Origin of the sequence: Gimesia aquarii, assembly GCF_007748195.1 — a bacterium.
Taxonomy (GTDB): domain Bacteria; phylum Planctomycetota; class Planctomycetia; order Planctomycetales; family Planctomycetaceae; genus Gimesia; species Gimesia aquarii.
This window is the reverse complement of record NZ_CP037920.1, coordinates 56,611-73,855: the sequence shown is the minus strand read 5'-3', so window position 1 is coordinate 73,855 and position 17,245 is coordinate 56,611. Positions and strand designations below refer to the sequence as shown.

The window sequence follows — 17,245 nt, the reverse complement described above, 5'->3', positions numbered from 1 at the left end:
AAACCAGGCAGATCGATGACCACACAATCCAGTATCCCCAATGAACCAGAGAAGCCTAATAAGACGATAGATCTGATTGCCGTTCTCGTGTTGTGTGTCTTCACTTTTTTCCTGGGTCTTGTATTGCCATTCAAAGTTATATTTTATCTGTTGGCAGGCTGGATAAGCCATCTGAGCCGATTGTTATCAGGCTTAACCATTTCTATGGAACGTACAACCTGGTTTCTGGGCGCGTTGATTGTATTCACAGTGGGAATTCACTTCGCATGTCGAAAATGGTACCAGCGAAATCATCAGACGCATACTGAAACGGTATCTGCACAGCCAGATATTCTCTGGCAAAAACGCTGGACACTGACCCTGGTCGCCATGTTGTTGATGTTGTTGGTGAGTGGCATTTGTGTGATTAGTATGACACATCAAGCTTACTGGATGGCGACCACCGATGACGTTCTGATTAATCATGATTTGCGTCAGGCTGCCAGGAATAGTACATCGAAGAACAATCTCAAGCAGATTGGTCTTGCATTGCATCATTACCATGACTCGTTTAACCAACTTCCCAGCGGAGGAATTATTAATGAAATAGGGCAGCCACAACACAGTTGGATTTCTCACATGTTGCCTTATCTGGATCAACCTATTCTTTATAAGGAGATCGATTTTAATCAACCCTGGAATGCAGAAGTGAATCGAAGGCCTTTTGAAACAGTGCTGTCGATGTTTATGAATCCGGGTTTACACTTCCAATATGATAATGGAAAAAGCGACAAAGAAAATTCCAAAGGATATCAACCCACCCATTATGCTGCCAACAGTCGGTTGTTATCCAATAATTCGAAAATCAGTTTGAGCCAGATCAAAGATGGAGCATCAAACACGATCCTGGCAGGCGAAATCAAATCCAACATTAAACCCTGGGGAGATCCGCGTAACTTTCGCGACCCGGCATTAGGCATCAACCAGAGCCAGCAGGGATTTGGCGGACCATATAAAGGAGGTGCAAACATTTTATTCTCTGATGGCAGCGCCCGCTTTCTTTCAGATAAGATCGACCCTAAAGTACTAAAAGCACTCAGTACTCCCAACGGCGGAGAACTCATCGGAGAATTTTGACCTGGTTAAAAGGCTTCAGCAACCGCAGTTTATGCTCTCCGTCAGTCTCACAATACTGATGTATGAGTTCAGTTCTACCGACTCAAAGCCGTCTTCCGTTTGAATCTAAAAGCTCCCCTTGACATACCTACGTTTTGTAGGCATAATTTGCCGACACTTTGTAGGCAATAGAATTTTCAGGAGTTCAAGATGGCGAAAGCAGATTCTTCACCGCTGACAGAATCGCAGCGGGAGATTATGGAAATCGTGTGGGAACGCGGTGAAGTCACCGTTAGCGAAGTACGCGACGCACTAGCGAAACAACGCGAACTGGCCCGCAACACTGTACAAACCATGATTGTACGGCTCGAAGAAAAAGGCTGGCTGAAACACCGCGAGCAGGGAAGGACCTTCGTCTACTCAGCAAAACGACCGCGAACGGTGTCACTCGGGGCCAAGGTTTCGCAGATGGTCGACCGTCTCTTTGCCGGTTCACCAGAAGAACTGGTCACTGCGTTGCTGGACTACAGAGACATTTCGCCTGAAGAAATCGAACGCATTCGAGCAATGATCGACAAAGCGGAAACAAAACAGAAACGTAATTCCAAGTAGCGGAGGAAATCACCATGATTCTACTCTCTTTCTGGAATCCCACTGACCAGATCCTGGTTTGGGGAGTCAATATTCTCCTGCAAGTCAGTTTGGTATTGGGGATCGTGTTGGTGACGGCCATGTTCCTGCGCCGTAACTCGGTCGTTCGATATGGCCTTTTGTGTTCTTCATTAATATTGGTACTACTGAGCCCCGCGATTACGGTCTTCATGCAGTTGTCGGGAAAAAGCATACTGATACTACCAAACATCGGTGAAACGTCCACTTCCACCTCTGACGCTACCTTAACAGAGCCACCAGCAGAAATACCATTTTCCTGGCAACATGACTCGTTCGAAAAATTCATAGAAACACAAGATACCGCCGGGCAAGTAGCTGTCGAGATTCCCGATCTGACAGAACGCAGCGCACTGGAAAGCAAACTTCACGCTGGATCGTTACATCAACTGACTTCACCACAAGCAGATGGAACTGTTGCTCTTCTGACACCAAAAACGATAACAGCTTCGATTAGAGACTTTCTGCATATCGCTACGTCTGCATTGCTATTTATTTGGCTTTCTGGATCTGTGGTCTGCCTGATACGACTCTCAATGGGTTGGTATCGGCTCAGAACAATCCTACATTTGGCAACGCCCAACACCAATCCTGTTCTTACAGAATCATATGAAGAAGTGCGGCGAGTGCTGCAACTGACCCGAATGCCAGAATTGGTTCTGTCTAAACACATATCAGGACCGGTTTCTACTGGTTTGATTCGGCCGCGAGTGATTTTACCAGAACAGATCATTGACCAAGTCACTCCCAAACAGCTACGAGATCTCTTCATTCACGAAGTAGCGCATATTGTTCGACGAGATCAAGTCGTTCTGCTGATGCAAAACTTGGTTGCCGCATTATTTTGGCTACATCCTTTTGTAAAAGCGGTGAACTACCAACTTGCTCAAGCACGTGAAGAAGTTTGCGATAACTACGTGTTAGCTGCTACGAACGCTTCATCATATAGCCGAACGTTACTCGTACTTGCCGAACTGACGCAAGCGGAACATCATTTACCAGGCGCCATCGGCTTGTTCACATCTCGCTGGAAGCTCGAACATCGTATAGCCGGACTGCTTGATGAAAAACGCAGTCATATGGTTCATCTTTCAATCAAAGGGATGACTTTTGTTCTCACACTGTCATTGCTCATGACCACAATCATTGCCTTCGGAACAATGACGTTAGCCGTCGCACAAACTGACAACAACTCAGCAACGAACGAAGACAAAGCAAAACCAAATGATCTCCCAAAGCAGAATCGAATGGAAGATAAAAATCAAATGGAATCAACGAAGACAAAATCCGATATATCAGCAAACAAAATTATGATTCGTGGCACAATTACAAAATCCAATGGGACCCCGGCAGCAGGTGCAATAGTGGTAGTCTCTGGGTCGAAAACTGTAGACAATATGCTACAACCAAAGGAACTTTTGGGAGAAACGATCGCAGACAAAACTGGCCGATACAAACTGTCGTTGGATGGTGACTCATCGAAAATCTATACGTACATGAACCTCACCGCTCGAACAGAAAATTCAGGGACCGGCTGGGAGCGACTATATTTGGACGATGGCCAAACCACTATAGACCTTCAGCTTAAACCACCGCAACTCATTCAAGTGCGGTTGGTCGATCCCGAAGGGCAGCCCGTGGCTCAGTTACCAGTTGTCGATGTGGACATGATTAATTTGCCGAATGAGAAGTTAAAACGAGTTGGGGGATTTGTGATTACATCAACGGATTCAGTCACAGCACTCAACTTGTCTAGATCATTCAAGACTGATGATCAAGGATTATTGAAACTGATGAATTTCAATCCCAGGGAAAGAGTCATCCTGAAGATCGCTGGCACGGAGAAATTCGCGCCTCAGACACTGATCCTCAATTCTGGTATGCCCGAAGTACGTGGCAAACACGATGGAACCTATCGTCCTATTATCAAGAACATCAAACCGGGAGAAGTCGGGACCATTGTGCTTGCACCGGCTCAGTTCTTTGAAGGAAGAGTATTACTTGGAGACAGCGGGAAGCCTGCTGCAAACGCACGAATCACGATGTGGGCCAGTCAGCAGGAACGCTGGGGCTCAATGGTCTCAATCGAAGGTCAGACAGATCATGCAGGACGATTTCGGTTGAATCCGAGACCGGGAGTCCGTTTTGGCATCATCGCCTATCCGCCGGAAGGCGCCCCCTATCAACCTCAAGAATTGAAAGACATTCGCTGGAGCACGGGAGCAGAATCGAACAATATTGAGATCAAGCTCAACAAAGTGGTGCTCGCACAAGGCACCATTTTGGATGCCGAGACGGAAAAACCGCTCCGTGGTGCTTCGATTCAGTATTACCCGGACAGAGCCAATAACAAAAACCTGGCAGATAAGATGATCACTGGATGGCAAGGCATTAAAAGAACCGACGCCGCAGGCAAGTTCAGCATTCCCGTGTTACCTGGTCCGGGTACATTACTCGTGCATGCAGCCGAAAGAAACTACATCCTGCAAGAAGTGGATTCGGAAGAACTAAACGCTGGAAGACCGGGTGGAACGCGAACCTATGCTCACGCTTTTCAAAAAATCAATCCGGTGATTGGAGAAATGCTGGAGCCAATAAAAATTAAGCTACAGTCAGGAGCAACCGTCGCCGGTACTCTTGTAGATGAAAAAGGCATTCCTATCACCAATCGCACATATGTAATCTCGCGACTGAAAATACAACCATCATCACCAGAATGGCGTGGTTTTCCTGACGAAGCGATCAACGGAAAGTTTGAACTCCATGGACTTCGTGAAGGTGAAGAATATCCTGTCTTTTTCCTCGACCCTCACAATCGGCTGGGAGCCAAAGCCATCATCAGTACACAAAATCCTTCGCCAAAGATCGTACTCAAACCCTGCAGCTCTGCCAAAGCAAGATTCGTTGATCCGGACGGAAAACCAATTGCAAACCAAATGCTAGTCGGCTTGTATCTGGTTGTTACACCTGGTAAGCCCAAATACGATTGGAAGGCAATTCAACGCGGAGATATTCTTGCGGATGAAGGGCTCGTGGTTAATCTTGATCGCGTCAATTATAGATCGCCTTCATCGTACACAACTAACACAAAGGGAGAAATGACTTTTCCGGCACTGATCCCCGGAGCAATCTACCGGAACGTAACGATTGTCGATGGCCATCCTAATATAACCCATGAGTTCGTCCTCCAACCTGGAGAGCGATATGAAATGCGAGACATCGAAGTGAAGCTTGATTAATCATAGTCTCGACTGATGGATTATTGGCTTGTTTTCATGGGTTCTCATACTTTTCCTGAGTTTTCCATGTATCAGGTCAATGGATTTCAGTTGTCTAAAACTGTCGCATGTTGCGATTCACTATCAGCGGTCACAAAAATGTCAGGCATCGCGCACTACGAAGCGTATGGTTGAACAATTGAAACCTCGTTCCCGGCCACTTCAAGCCACTTTCCGCTTAAATGATTTTACCAAGCCACCGATGTGTGAAATTACTTAGATTTCATCCCGTGACAATTTCTTAACTTCGTCTGGAAGTTCTCGATTTCACGAAAAGGTATGAGTTTTCCGCAGAGACACAGTATCCGTTTTAATATTGGTTTTATCTAACACTCCAAGAGCCTTTCTGACCAGAGTTTTCTGTTTCCCGATGAATCCGTGAATACTTATGGCTTCTATGCACACATATAGAGTCCGCGTTTTGGGTCGAATTACTGGATATCTGCGTTGAAACTTCTGAGCAGTAGTGATTCTTAACACAGGAGAATTGACTTTTGTGCGCTTTATTCATTAGCATTTAAGGACACTCTATCATTTTCATTTTTGTCAAAATCGGGGAAGCGAAAACAGATTCATTAACTGATTACAAATTTACTCAAACTAAATTGTCCTGATGAAAGAATGGCTCGCTGATGTCTGCGTCCGATGAAACTCAATCTACTGATAAACATGCTCTGTTTCGATTGTCTGCAGAGATACTGGTGATGTCTTTTGCACTTTTTCTTTGCCTACCAGAAATCGCCGCACAAACGCAGTCTCAGACCGATCCGTTTGATGTTGACGTCTCTGTAGAATTTGCTGAAATTTATCAGGCAATGAAAAAGGATGATTATGATCTGGCAGAAAAACGGCTGTCCAAGAAGCATGCTTTAGCGGTGAGAGTCAAAAACCGAATTCTTCTTGAGGAAGTTCTGGTTGTCAAAAAAGAAGTGAATCGACTGAAACTGGAATTTGACAATGTTCGGAAATATTATGAAACTCTCAAAAAAAATCCAAAGGATCCCCAGGCGAACGAACAGGTTGGCATATTTTATTGTGCCGTAAAAGGGGACTGGGGAATAGGCCTGCAGCTACTTTCTCGGGCGAAAAATGTCACGATTCAACGGACTGCCCGCACTGATCTGAAACGGCCCGTGGATCACTCTGAACGTGTGAAATTGGCTGATGTCTGGTGGAAACTGGCTGACGGAACGATGGGACCGTTTCGTAAAGCCTGTCAGTTGCGCGGACGGTACTGGTATCTCCTGGCACGTCCTAATTTAACACTCGCGATGCGATTGAATTTTGACAAACGCTTGCAGCAAATCCCTTTAATAGCCAACAAAATTGTAATCTGGAACCAGCATAATGGACCTCATTTCAACTATGGAACTATTACCTGTAGAGTGGCTCTGCTGTACAGTGGAAAATCAGTCTGGCGCCAGGTCGTACAGGTTCCCTGGAAGTCTGATGCACCATCCTCTCGAATAGTGCACCCGCCGGATGTGCGTTTCGATCAGATCCGCGTTGATATTACAAGATTTGTGGGGCTTGGTGGTGGATTGGGAGAACTGGAAGTCTTCGATGGAACAATCAATGTCGCCAAAAACTGCTCGGCTTTCGCAAGCGATTTTTATCAAAATGATCCAAGATTTGTCCCCAGTAATATCAACGACGGAGACACATCCGGCAACTCAGGATACTGGATACTCAACAAAGGGCGTAAAGGCTGGATCGCGATAGATATGGTGAATCGATTGTAGCAGCCGTGACTCAAAAAAGTCGAATTACGAATCGCCGCATAACGGTGATTAAATCGAAATCCCAGAATTGGTATGGGTTCGTGGAACCTCAAACAACCGAGATCCGTAAATTAGACGAGGAGCAAGTACCGAATAGTTATGCAATTATACATGTCGGCTGAGTTTTTTGACCCTACATGCACGTTCAACAACAGATCAACATTGGCTTGTATTATCAGCGCGCCCGACCACGCGAATGATGGCGCAACACCGGATGACTGAGAGAATTGTTTCAGTTTATGCCACAATTGTCGAGCAATGTACGACGCCTGAATAAGACGGTGATGATCCTTGCCTGCTGGAACGAGTGAGCGACTAAGAGACGGTCGGCTTGCAGTTGAGTGCCAGGAATGTAGCATTCTTGAGGTCCAGTTGATGTAGGTCGTCAGGACTCAACGCCAAATGCCATCCTGTTTCGAGGCTCTACCGACAGTGCCTATGGAAAAAAACTACGTTGGGATGCCAAGACAAAACTGCAGCCGCGCTTGATTCAACGATACTTTTCAAGAAATCAACTGCTTAACGAAGGAGTGGAAGTCTTCGAGAATCGCTCCGCTGATTATACAGACATCCTGCATGAGTACTTTGTACCGCGACAAGGTCTTGTCCCGTTTGTCGAAGATCTTCGCACGATCGTTCCACGCCACAAGCAAGACTTGTTAAACGTCACCATTGGTAGTATTGATACAGACGAAGACACGTTTCTACGTTATGCTGACCAGCCCCTGTTTGCATTTGTCATGCTGTTTCATCAACCGCGGTCAGAGGAAGGTGATACTCAGATGCAAGCCATGACCGTAGAACTCATTGATGCAGTGCTCCAGGCAGGTGGTCGGTACTACCTTCCCTACAGACTGCATGCGACGACCGAACAGTTTCACATTGCCTACCCTCAAGCGAAACAGTTCTTTACATTAAAGAGAACTTACGATCCTCAGGAATTGTTTCAGAATCAATTTTATCTCAAATATGGTAGACTTCCTGATTCTGCGGAGTAGAGTGAGAAGCGATGAGTTTCACTTTGATCATCAATGCAGAGTTGTCCGGCCTGAGTAAGGTAAAGAAATGTGGATACGGTTAAGGCTTGACATCGGGTGGCGAGATTTATGTTATGGATTCTTCGGCTCGATCGCGCCTGACAAGAGAGAAACAACACAGCAACAGTTGGAATCGTTCTGGTCAGAGCAACGATATGACACTTTGGCTTGTCTCTCCGTCCGCAGCGGATTTGACCTGTTGCTTCAGGCGCTCGCGCTACCTGAAGGATCGGAGGTTCTGTTCTCTGCCGTCACAATTCGAGATATGCCGCAAATTGCAGAAGCGCATGGCCTTGTTCCTGTGCCCGTCGATGTCTGTGGCAGCGACTACCACATTGACATGGCTTCTTTGCAGCAAGCAGTCACTACCAAGTCGCGAATTCTAGTAGTCGCTCATCTGTTTGGTGCGCGTCCCGACATGCAGGAAGTGCTGGACTTTGCTCACGAGCACAATTTGTTTGTAGTTGAAGACTGCGCACAAGCCTGGTGTGAACCACATTGGCGGGGTAATGAACAGGCAGACGCCAGTCTGTTCAGCTTCGGAACCATTAAAACAGCCACCGCATTGGGAGGCGCGCTCTGCCGCGTGAAAGACTTGAAATTTCTGACACGGATGCGCGACATTCAAAGCCAAGAGCCTGTAAGTCCTGCCAGGAAGTTGGCATTGCATTGTTTCAAGATTACTTTTCTCAAAATCATTTCTACTAGAATTCTGTTTGGTGTCATCGTTAACTTTGGCAAACAATTTGGAAACAGTGTCGATGACATTCTCGGCGGAATGACGCGCGGCTTCTCTGGTGATAGTCTGTTACTTCAGTTACGAAAGCAACCAAATATCGGAACTCTCAGATTACTAAAACGTCGCCTGGAAACCTACGATTCTCAACGCATCGCTCGACGTATCAAACACGCGCAACTTATCATCGCAAAGCTGGGACTCGAGAACTTACAACCGGAACTACTCTACAGCCAACACTCTTTCTGGTTGTTCCCCTATATCACTGATCGACCTGAAGCACTCATCAAATTCTTAAAGGAGCATGGCTTTGACACGACACAGCGAGGACGAATGGAGATTGTCTCGCCACCTTCTGATCGTCCAGAACTCAGCAGTCCCACGGCAACGGAACTGTTGAGTCGAACTGTGTTTCTCCCTTGCTACCCCGAAATGACTGACGCAACAATCAACCGGATGTGTAAGTTGATAATTGACTTCACTGCAAAATCCTCTTAAATAAAACCATCTTCATCAAACGCCATTTCAAGAAAAAAATCTCTATTGAAATCGAGTGCGAACTTTGTTTCCGCAAAATTGTCTTTCAAAGAAGGCTTGTTATAGACGATTTAGTTAGCGATACTCTTATATCCGTTCGTGGGACTTTGGAGTGATTTCCGCGTGAGTTTATGAAGCTTAACAGCCTATCGCTGCTTGTATTCCCCGAACGGACTTTTCTTCTTCTGGTTATAAGTTCTGCTGTGACACATCGAATTCCGGAATCACTGAATGACGACAAAAAACAGCTTCGCGAACATTGTGAGCGCGAAGACCTGGTAATGTTTGTGAATGCCTGTTTTGCCGCGACGCGTCAGAATGAGTATTACACGGACCAGTATAAAACGTCGGTCTCGATTGAATTTCTACATCAATATGTGATGATCAATTACCGACGCCTCTACGCTCGCACGATTGCCGCGGGGATCAATCATTTTAATCAGCTACAGATTATCTTCAATCTGCTGCAGGCAGGTTCTCCAGCTGATCTTACTCAGCGCTCTGAAGAGGGAGCATTGATTGCCGCTGCACTGCGCGCACTACCGGCTAACCGGGTTTATGCACTTTTTGAACGCTTACAGAAAAATCACGTGAACAATCGACGAACCCGCGCCGTTATCAAACGTTATTTAGAATGGCGAAGCGAACCAGCTTTCGATGCGATCAAGTATCGCAACAAATATCGGGCTGCGTCGGCTCACGCACACACAAAACTTGATGACGAGCTGGGAATGTTTCTGTTCGATCTCAAAAAGCATAACAAGTATCAGACACCACTGTTGGACAAGTATCGCCAGGCACACTACAGTGCGACTGCGATTTACGAACTACCGTTTACCGTTGCGGAATCACTTGCTCAAAAGCACGATGTCCCCCGCGATGTGTTCCTGCGAAAGATCGAACACAAGATGACAGCAGCGGAAAAGCTGCGTTACCAAAGCTCGGCTGCGCGCACTAAAGGAGCAAAACTGGACTTCGATTTGGGCCGTGCATCACTGACTCGACTTGCGTTGTATGTGTTGTCATTGCACAAAAACGAACGTCTCGAACGAGCCGATGAACTGCATGCCGCATTTGAGCGGGCTACACAGCAGACACTTGCCCGATCACCTTTGTCACTCAACCGAGTTGCCGCAGTATTCGACCGTAGTCGATCAACGATGGGCAGTCGTGAAAAGCGGAACCGTCCTCTGGCCGTGGCACTCGCATCCAGTTACCTGCTGCGCGGAGCGGCTACCGAATATCGGGCGTTCTGGACTCCATCCATCGACAACGATGCGTTTGAATTCTTAACCCAACCGGCAGGACAGACGACACTGGCGAATCCATTGATTGATGCCCTGGAGTGGCAACCCGATTTGATCGTCATTGTCTCCGATGGCTACGAAAATGATCCGCCCATGATTGTAGATCAGGTCGCGCAGATTTATCGAGAACAAATTGGTAAAGAAAGCACACCTGAAATCGTTCACATGAATCCGGTCTTTGATGCCGATCATTTCGCCCCACGTCGATTGGGACCTACCATCGCCACGGTCGGCCTGCGCGATGCGGAAGATATTCCGACGATGCTCGGGTTTGCCAGATTCACTGCCGGAACAGCAACGTTGGCTGATCTGGAACAGTATCTCGCCATTCGCGTGAACAGGATGTTAAATTCAGATGAGACATAACCATTCAAAATCAAAACCACGATTGGAGAACATCGCTCTCAAAGGCCTCACTTTAGCACCCTCTCAAGTGTTTGGTGGCGTGCGGCTGGTACCTGTGCTGCGCAAAGACGTACGCGAAGATTTGCGTCTGACCAGGCGATCTTACGATGAAGATCTGGCAGCAGTACAGCTCAGCAGTAATACTGCCTATTATTCCTATATCCCACACGCCTTCATCGCAGACTGGTCCAACGACGGATCGCCAGCGGTCGCCTATGGTACGCAAGTTCGTTCAAACAAGTCGACAAAAACGAGTGACGGCAAAGTCCATGATCTTGGATTTATGACCGCCCGAGTGATGAAAAAAATGCGAGCGCGCGAAGACAAAAATCGTCTGCGATTCCTGCCGATGGATGTTTCTATGGAAGGATTCCTCTCTCTGCATTTTGGCGGCCCGGATGTTGCATGGGAGGAGTATTCGCGGGCAGCCATCCGTGATGGATTGAGTCCGCGTAGCGAAAGCTCTATCCCAGGTCGATGGATTAAAGGGCTGGAAGACGCATTACGAGTTTTTGAAATCCATTCTACGCAAGTGGGCTCACTGGTTTTTGTCGCCGATGCACTGGCTTCAGCATTTATCGTACCTCATCCAGATGACTATCGTGCGTTACATGCAACACTTCTGACCGATGACTATGGTGAATTACTTTATTACTACGGTTTGTACGCGCAGGAAAACACGATTCTTCCGGATTCGATTGATCCCAATGCCGTTCATTCGCTGAAAGATCTGCGCGCGGAAGTGACTCGTGTGCGCTCTGACTGGTCAAAATTGCATTCTCTGATGTCGAACAATCTGCTGGAGTGCCCCGTTCGCTCGGAGATGGTTTACAATATGGGTCCCTTTCAGCTACACCGTTTTATGACGGAGTTGAATCCGAAAGCAGAAAACCATATTGGCGAGGCCATCGTCAGAAAAAATGGTACGCTGGAGTATTTAAAATCCTATCGGTTGTCAGCAGCACAATGTCTTCGCGCTTACCTGCTAATGCAACTGGCAAACACTAACTGGTCTCTCGAAGCCTGTGCAAAGGAACTTAACTGTACCAGAAACGAATTCATTTTCCGTCTGGAAAACGCCGGCTTCGGTTACCTGCTGCACCAACATGTACTGGAGAAAGCGCGCAGCGAAAAGCGATAGGAAAAATAGGTTGCAAACCATTTAACTATATTGAGGAAACCGGAGCGTAAAATATTTCGCTAACGACATCGTCTGTAGCGGAATACCCCGAACCCTAATGCTTGTAAACTTTGTGCTGTGGGCGGCCAGAGAGAATCTCTTCTTTTCCCCAGTTGGTGACGGCGCGGAAGGCGTCGCTTTGGATGAAGTCTTTAAAGGCTTGCTCATCGGACCATTCGCTGGTGATCAAATACGAGGCGCCATCGCTGACATCTTTCCACAAAGTCGAACTGTCATGACCTTCGGCTGCTTTTAACGCATCAATCACGCCAGCAAATTTGTCTTCGAATGATTGTTGCTTGCCCTCAATGACGTGATAGTTCATGCCGACAGTAATCATGGCTCAAGTACCTCCTGTAAAACTTATGGTTGATGAGAGTGGTTGGCCAATAGTAATGTACGACTAATAAGGACGCAACAGTACCGAGTGGGAATTGATCATGGCTGGTACTGCTGTACTGCAAGAGAACATCTTGGCAAATCTTGGCACGATGAAATGACTTCTCTGACAACAAACTTGCGCAGTGACAGGTGAATCACTCTCTAATATACTCAGTGCACTTCTTCTTCAAGAGAATTAAGTCCGAAAGAGTTAATCATCGGATGTCCCTCTTTGATGGAATAACGTAGCGGCTTGTTGGTGTAGGGATCGATTGGCACCGCAGGTAGAAACGCAGGAACCAGTTCTTCTGCCGTTTTCGGAAATTGTCCATGCTGTTGTCGATAGCGTTCTGCCGCGATCATGATCAGAGCCGCATCACGTTGAACCTGATGTCTGGGTGTCTGTGACCAGAAGGTCGGTGCCTCCTCATTTGGCATCATAATCAATGCCGGTAGATACTTCAGTCGCAGGCTTGGTGAATCCAAGAGCCGCCGATATTCAGTGATGTATTCAGAATCAACCGAAGGGTCGGCAGTGAGCGCATTTGTTCGTTGCTTCCACAGCAATTTATTCAAATGGATCAGTTCGGCCTGCATCTCTTTTCTGCCTGCAATCATTGTTGCCACGGGAGCTGCTAACAGATGAAAAGTATTAGCCTGTGTCACATGAGTTTGCTGTTCCCTGGGATCAGCGGGAACAGCAAATGTCGACGCAAACAAAGACCGGCTCTGTTTCGAATGTTCTGCCAAACCCTCTAGAAGCTGGAAACCATGTGGAGTGAACCGACCGTTTCCTGTTCCATCATCAGTATAAGTTTTTTGCAAAAAGTCGTTGATAAAAATTCTTTCATCTTGCCGGAAATCGGGCTTTCTTATCTGTGCGTCAGCCAGGCTCTGAAGGAGCATTGCGAGCTGTTCCTCATCGAAAAGGTCAGGATGTTCAATGACCAGCTTTCCAACCTCTTGTGCCATGTGGCCAGTGATACCGTTGGCGTTGATCTGACAGAATGGAAAGGGGCCAATCTGTCTATAATGTTCCGCTAATCTGAGTCGTGCGCGCAGAAGTTGCAAATAACGATCACTGTCTCCTTGCTCAACCGCGAGGTGAAGTGCTCCGGTTAACATCGGCAAGACATAAGAGCCCAGGTCCTGCATCTGTGGTATAAGAATGCTAAAACCAGTTTCAGTCAGACTAGGTGGATTTAAGTCAAACCATTTATCGTGATGGTAACTCAGCAACCAGACGCTATTTCCCGGATCGCGATTAATAAATCCCAATTTAGGGCGACTTGTTGCTTCGAGGAAGATCGTCAGTATGTCCGAATGCTTTGCCAGAAATGCTTTCGCTTCAGTCCAATGCTTACTCTTAGGCCCCTTGTTCAATCCATCTTGGATTGGAGAATAATTTTTCTTCACATCAGGATTCAATTCTACCAGACCTTGACGATAGAGGGGCCATGCGCGTTCCTGCTTGGGAATCGCGCGGCTCTGATCATCAATCTCCTGGACCAAATCGAACTTGACGGTTGGTATAGCGCGCATGAATCTCATATTGAGAACTATCCACGACGGTATTAAAACAACCATGAGAAAAATCGTTGCCTGCCTTATCCTTCTCGTCGCTCGCCAAGCGAAGGGGCGATTTCTGAGAGAGGCCCGGCGAATCAGTCGCGCTGCTGTCTTCGGTGAGCCGAACAACTTAATCAGTTCTTCCGGTGTGCTACCTTTCTCCAGGCCATCCGCAAAATGTGCACTTAATTCCCGTGCTGTGTCTAATTTCTCATCAGGCCAAAGATGCGTCCGGTGCACCACATTGCGCACGACAGAAGTAAGACTCTCAGGTAGATTATAATCTTGTAGCAACTCCAGCGATTGCGTTTCGTAGATTAATCCACCCATCGCAATTGTGTTGCCGTATTTTGACGCCAGTTCTTCCGGAGTCGAACCAGCATCCAACTGCCATCGCAGGCTCCGACAAACACGACTGAGCATTTTCCGAGCAGCACCCGTTTGAACTCGACTTTGCCCGACTATAGTTTTCACGGTCGGCCACAAGCTGGCTGGAAGTGGAGAATTCAGAACCCAATCTGTTTTTCGCGTCACTCGAATGAGTGAAGCTATGCATTCCGGTTCACTAAGTTGTTCAATCAGTTACCTCTCATCACAGCCTTCTTGCAGGAGTGTTCTGCATGAGTTCACGAGCTGCCGAGTGACCTTTATTTGAAAGTGCCCACTCAATTGTTGTGTAACAGCGCGAATCGCTTCCACCAGACTGTGGGAAAATGATGAAGTATCCAGTTTTTCTAGCGGGTTTTGTGGGCCAGTAATCCGCCCGCGCAGAAGATGCGAGACCGGTGTGCGCAACATTTTCTTCCATCGAGATTGAGGAGTCTTCATACCTCACCTCCTCTTAACCTCGGTGGTGCAGTCGGTAGAACTCCCAGGCTCTGCATCGCGGTTGCCACAGCCATCCACTGGGCGGTATCACTTGCCAAACGCTTCTTGCCTTTTGCTGTGAGTGAGTAATACTTCCGCTTGCGGCCACTGTCCGATTCCTGCCAACTGGGGCGGATCAACCCTTGAGACTGCAGGTTATAAAGTAGCGGATAGAGTGTCGATTGTCCCATATCAAGCACGCCGCCCGTCTGTTCTGACAGGGCTTCCACGAGTTCATAGCCGTATTTCGCACTCTCTTCGAGCAGTTTCAGAACAGCTACCGGACCGGCGCCTCTCATCAATTCTCGTTCGACACGCATCGCAGTTCCTTTCAACAGATCTTATCAACCAATCACTCGTCTATCACAATACTATGTGTGACATAGTATGTAAGTCAAGGTTTCTTTGGCTGCTGTATCGAAAATCGAACCTTCCATTCCGCACATCAAGAAAAGTAAACAGTGAGCGACAGACTGCGTCAGAACTACTAACTGGTAGAGGGTTACAGTGGTTCGGTGGTTAACGTTCACTACAATAACAAGTAGAAATTTGATGTCTTACCTTGTTAATTAAGTGAAATTACCAAAGTCCGGAATTTTTTCGGTAACCTTTTCGAATTATCGCGTCATAAGCTATAGGCACCATTTATTTTTATGACGAGTACCCTCATGCACGCTTCCTCAGACATACCAGCAGATTCTGATTCTACACTTGTCGTCGCAATTCTTGGTGGCGAACAGAGTCGTTTCGCGGAACTTGTAGAGCGGTACCAAAAAATGGTTTATGGTGTTGCCTGGAGTCAACTAGGCAATAGGGATTTGGCTGAGGAGGCCGCTCAGCAGACATTCGTCAAAGCCTACTGTTATCTGGCCACATTGCGCGATACGAATAAGTTTCGTCCCTGGCTAGCACAAATCGCGCGAAATATTAGCGTGTCGCTGGGCAGGAAACGATCCAAGGAACTCAGCAACAGCGATCGCTGGGACCTGCTCCCTGCTGAAAAAGAAGAAAACAGTTCTAACGAACTTCCCGATCTTAAACATGAACTACGCGAAACATTTGGTGATCTTAAAAACGATCATCGACAAATTTTAACACTGTTTTATCTTGAAGGCCGCAATATCAAGGAACTCTCGGCGACGCTTGCACTAAGCGAATCGGCAGTCAAGACCCGTTTGAGTCGTGCCCGGAAAGCATTGCGCGGGGAACTTGAAAAACGAATGGGCAATACACTCGATGATCTCACTCCTGCGCACAGCCTCGTGCCTCTGGTCATGAGTGGTCTTCCAACAGCAGCCCCACTGGGTGCCACTACAAAACTTGCCACACTTGGAAAGACCTCAGGGTATCTGACAAAACTCGGTGCATTTGCATGGTTGAATTTACTCTCTTCGATACCTTTCTTTTTCCTCATGTACCATTACTCCAAACGGCAGGCGGAAACTTATCAAGATGGCAAAGAGCACGACTTTCGACGAAAAATTATATTGCAACATCCTCTGAATGTCTTTCTGCTATTTATCATTATCAATCTTGTCGTTGCTCTCATGATTCTACAAGGTTTCAGTTTCCATACTTTATTTCAATTGCTCTGCTTATTGTGTCTGTTTGGAGTGTGGCAAGGACTTCAACTATTGAAAGTCAACCGCTCCGAATATGCTCAGGCACAAGTAATCGTTCCAGCGCTTCAGCTACTCGCTTTTTTTCTCATTGGCTTTTTCCAATTCCATTTCGTCACATTCCTTGCGGCGATGACTTTAGCCAATCTGGTGCTTTATCGAGCAAGTGACTCAATGCCTTTTCGAATGGATTATAATTTGTTTCTGAGGGCTGCCACGGATGGATTGTCGATCATTGAAACGAAAATGGATGATCAACATGAATTCAGCCGATCAAAGCTGGAACAATTCGCGAAATTCCTTGGGAGTCACTGGTTGATTCGCGACTACCAATTGACTAATCGGCATTTAGAGCTCTTTCTACCTCATGCCAAGCCACGCATACTTCAAGAGTGGATACCATCGCAATTCTATTCATCGCGAGTTGTTATCGACCAACAAGGACATTGCGAAGCATTTATGCATGCGAAGGATGCAAAAGCAATCAAAGAATTAACAAAGAACGAAAGTACTCCAGCGATGCTTACAGAAAAAGTACAAGAAGCTTTGGAGTTTTCATTACGTCAGTTTGACTCTGGAAAACTAGAATTGGCGATCGATACGTTGTGCCAGATTCACGAAGATCAAGTATTCAAGAAGAAAGAGTCAAAAGCAATCGCATTCAAAATGATTGGCAAAATCGGAATTGGTGCTGGAATCCTTGCAGTTGTGATGTTTATCATCGCCTGGTACTTCGGTGAAGGATCATTTTTTTAATGAACTCCGAATAATGAGAACCGACACA

General features: G+C 46.8%; 13 protein-coding genes. 9 read left to right on the top strand and 4 right to left on the bottom strand.

From position 1 onward, the window contains the following. Nucleotides 1-15 precede the first annotated feature (15 nt). The 8 genes from V144x_RS00265 to V144x_RS00230 all read left to right on the top strand — a co-directional run bounded on the left by V144x_RS00265 (nucleotide 16) and on the right by V144x_RS00230 (nucleotide 11,986). Complete coding sequence (locus tag V144x_RS00265) at nucleotides 16-1,116, top strand: DUF1559 domain-containing protein (protein ID WP_144979644.1); 1,101 nt, start codon at nucleotides 16-18, stop codon at nucleotides 1,114-1,116. A 189-nt stretch (nucleotides 1,117-1,305) separates the two neighbouring features. Beyond that, entirely contained in the window at nucleotides 1,306-1,707 is a 402-nt protein-coding gene (locus tag V144x_RS00260) for a BlaI/MecI/CopY family transcriptional regulator (protein WP_144979641.1), read from the top strand. 14 nt (nucleotides 1,708-1,721) lie between these two features. Next, nucleotides 1,722-5,003: a M56 family metallopeptidase gene (locus V144x_RS00255; RefSeq protein WP_144979638.1), complete on the top strand. Its 3,282-nt coding sequence runs from the start codon at nucleotides 1,722-1,724 to the stop codon at nucleotides 5,001-5,003. A gap of 671 nt (nucleotides 5,004-5,674) precedes the next feature. After that, nucleotides 5,675-6,784: a hypothetical protein gene (locus tag V144x_RS00250; protein WP_144979635.1), complete on the top strand. Its 1,110-nt coding sequence runs from the start codon at nucleotides 5,675-5,677 to the stop codon at nucleotides 6,782-6,784. Nucleotides 6,785-7,230: 446 nt separating this feature from the next. After that, entirely contained in the window at nucleotides 7,231-7,821 is a 591-nt protein-coding gene (locus V144x_RS00245; protein ID WP_144979631.1) for a D-arabinono-1,4-lactone oxidase, read from the top strand. 67 nt (nucleotides 7,822-7,888) lie between these two features. Continuing rightward, entirely contained in the window at nucleotides 7,889-9,094 is a 1,206-nt protein-coding gene (locus V144x_RS00240; RefSeq protein ID WP_144979628.1) for an aminotransferase class I/II-fold pyridoxal phosphate-dependent enzyme, read from the top strand. Nucleotides 9,095-9,336: 242 nt separating this feature from the next. Then, nucleotides 9,337-10,806, top strand: a complete 1,470-nt coding sequence (locus tag V144x_RS00235) for a hypothetical protein (protein WP_197998691.1) — start codon at nucleotides 9,337-9,339, stop codon at nucleotides 10,804-10,806. Further along, on the top strand, nucleotides 10,796-11,986 hold the full coding sequence (locus V144x_RS00230) for an ARPP-2 domain-containing protein (protein WP_144979625.1): 1,191 nt from the start codon (nucleotides 10,796-10,798) through the stop codon (nucleotides 11,984-11,986). Before V144x_RS00235 ends, V144x_RS00230 begins: the two co-directional genes overlap by 11 nt. 94 nt (nucleotides 11,987-12,080) lie before the next feature. Here the strand turns inward: V144x_RS00230 and V144x_RS00225 are convergent, their stop codons facing one another. From V144x_RS00225 to V144x_RS00210, 4 genes are all read right to left on the bottom strand, one after another. Next, nucleotides 12,081-12,365, bottom strand: a complete 285-nt coding sequence (locus V144x_RS00225) for an antibiotic biosynthesis monooxygenase family protein (RefSeq protein WP_144979622.1) — start codon at nucleotides 12,363-12,365, stop codon at nucleotides 12,081-12,083. 212 nt (nucleotides 12,366-12,577) lie between these two features. Further along, nucleotides 12,578-14,449 (bottom strand): DUF1700 domain-containing protein, encoded by a 1,872-nt coding sequence (locus V144x_RS00220; RefSeq protein WP_144979619.1) that lies wholly within the window; start codon nucleotides 14,447-14,449, stop codon nucleotides 12,578-12,580. A gap of 108 nt (nucleotides 14,450-14,557) precedes the next feature. Then, nucleotides 14,558-14,803, bottom strand: a complete 246-nt coding sequence (locus V144x_RS00215; protein WP_144979616.1) for a hypothetical protein — start codon at nucleotides 14,801-14,803, stop codon at nucleotides 14,558-14,560. Beyond that, nucleotides 14,800-15,162, bottom strand: a complete 363-nt coding sequence (locus tag V144x_RS00210; RefSeq protein WP_144979613.1) for a PadR family transcriptional regulator — start codon at nucleotides 15,160-15,162, stop codon at nucleotides 14,800-14,802. The genes V144x_RS00215 and V144x_RS00210 overlap by 4 nt, the downstream gene beginning before the upstream one ends. Before the next feature lie 348 nt (nucleotides 15,163-15,510). Here V144x_RS00210 and V144x_RS00205 point away from each other — a divergent pair, with 348 nt between their 5' ends. Then, entirely contained in the window at nucleotides 15,511-17,217 is a 1,707-nt protein-coding gene (locus V144x_RS00205) for an RNA polymerase sigma factor (RefSeq protein WP_197998690.1), read from the top strand. Nucleotides 17,218-17,245: the final 28 nt, after the last annotated feature.

Bases quoted from the DNA above. Each gene is read 5' to 3' on its own strand.
- V144x_RS00225 (WP_144979622.1), bottom strand. From the start codon at position 12,365: ATGATTACTGTCGGCATGAACTATCACGTCATTGAGGGCAAGCAACAA.
- V144x_RS00215 (WP_144979616.1), bottom strand. From the start codon at position 14,803: ATGAAGACTCCTCAATCTCGATGGAAGAAAATGTTGCGCACACCGGTC.
- V144x_RS00210 (WP_144979613.1), bottom strand. From the start codon at position 15,162: ATGCGTGTCGAACGAGAATTGATGAGAGGCGCCGGTCCGGTAGCTGTT.
- V144x_RS00240 (WP_144979628.1), top strand. From the start codon at position 7,889: ATGTGGATACGGTTAAGGCTTGACATCGGGTGGCGAGATTTATGTTAT.
- V144x_RS00205 (WP_197998690.1), top strand. From the start codon at position 15,511: ATGCACGCTTCCTCAGACATACCAGCAGATTCTGATTCTACACTTGTC.
- V144x_RS00255 (WP_144979638.1), top strand. From the start codon at position 1,722: ATGATTCTACTCTCTTTCTGGAATCCCACTGACCAGATCCTGGTTTGG.
- V144x_RS00250 (WP_144979635.1), top strand. From the start codon at position 5,675: ATGTCTGCGTCCGATGAAACTCAATCTACTGATAAACATGCTCTGTTT.
- V144x_RS00260 (WP_144979641.1), top strand. From the start codon at position 1,306: ATGGCGAAAGCAGATTCTTCACCGCTGACAGAATCGCAGCGGGAGATT.
- V144x_RS00230 (WP_144979625.1), top strand. From the start codon at position 10,796: ATGAGACATAACCATTCAAAATCAAAACCACGATTGGAGAACATCGCT.
- V144x_RS00265 (WP_144979644.1), top strand. From the start codon at position 16: ATGACCACACAATCCAGTATCCCCAATGAACCAGAGAAGCCTAATAAG.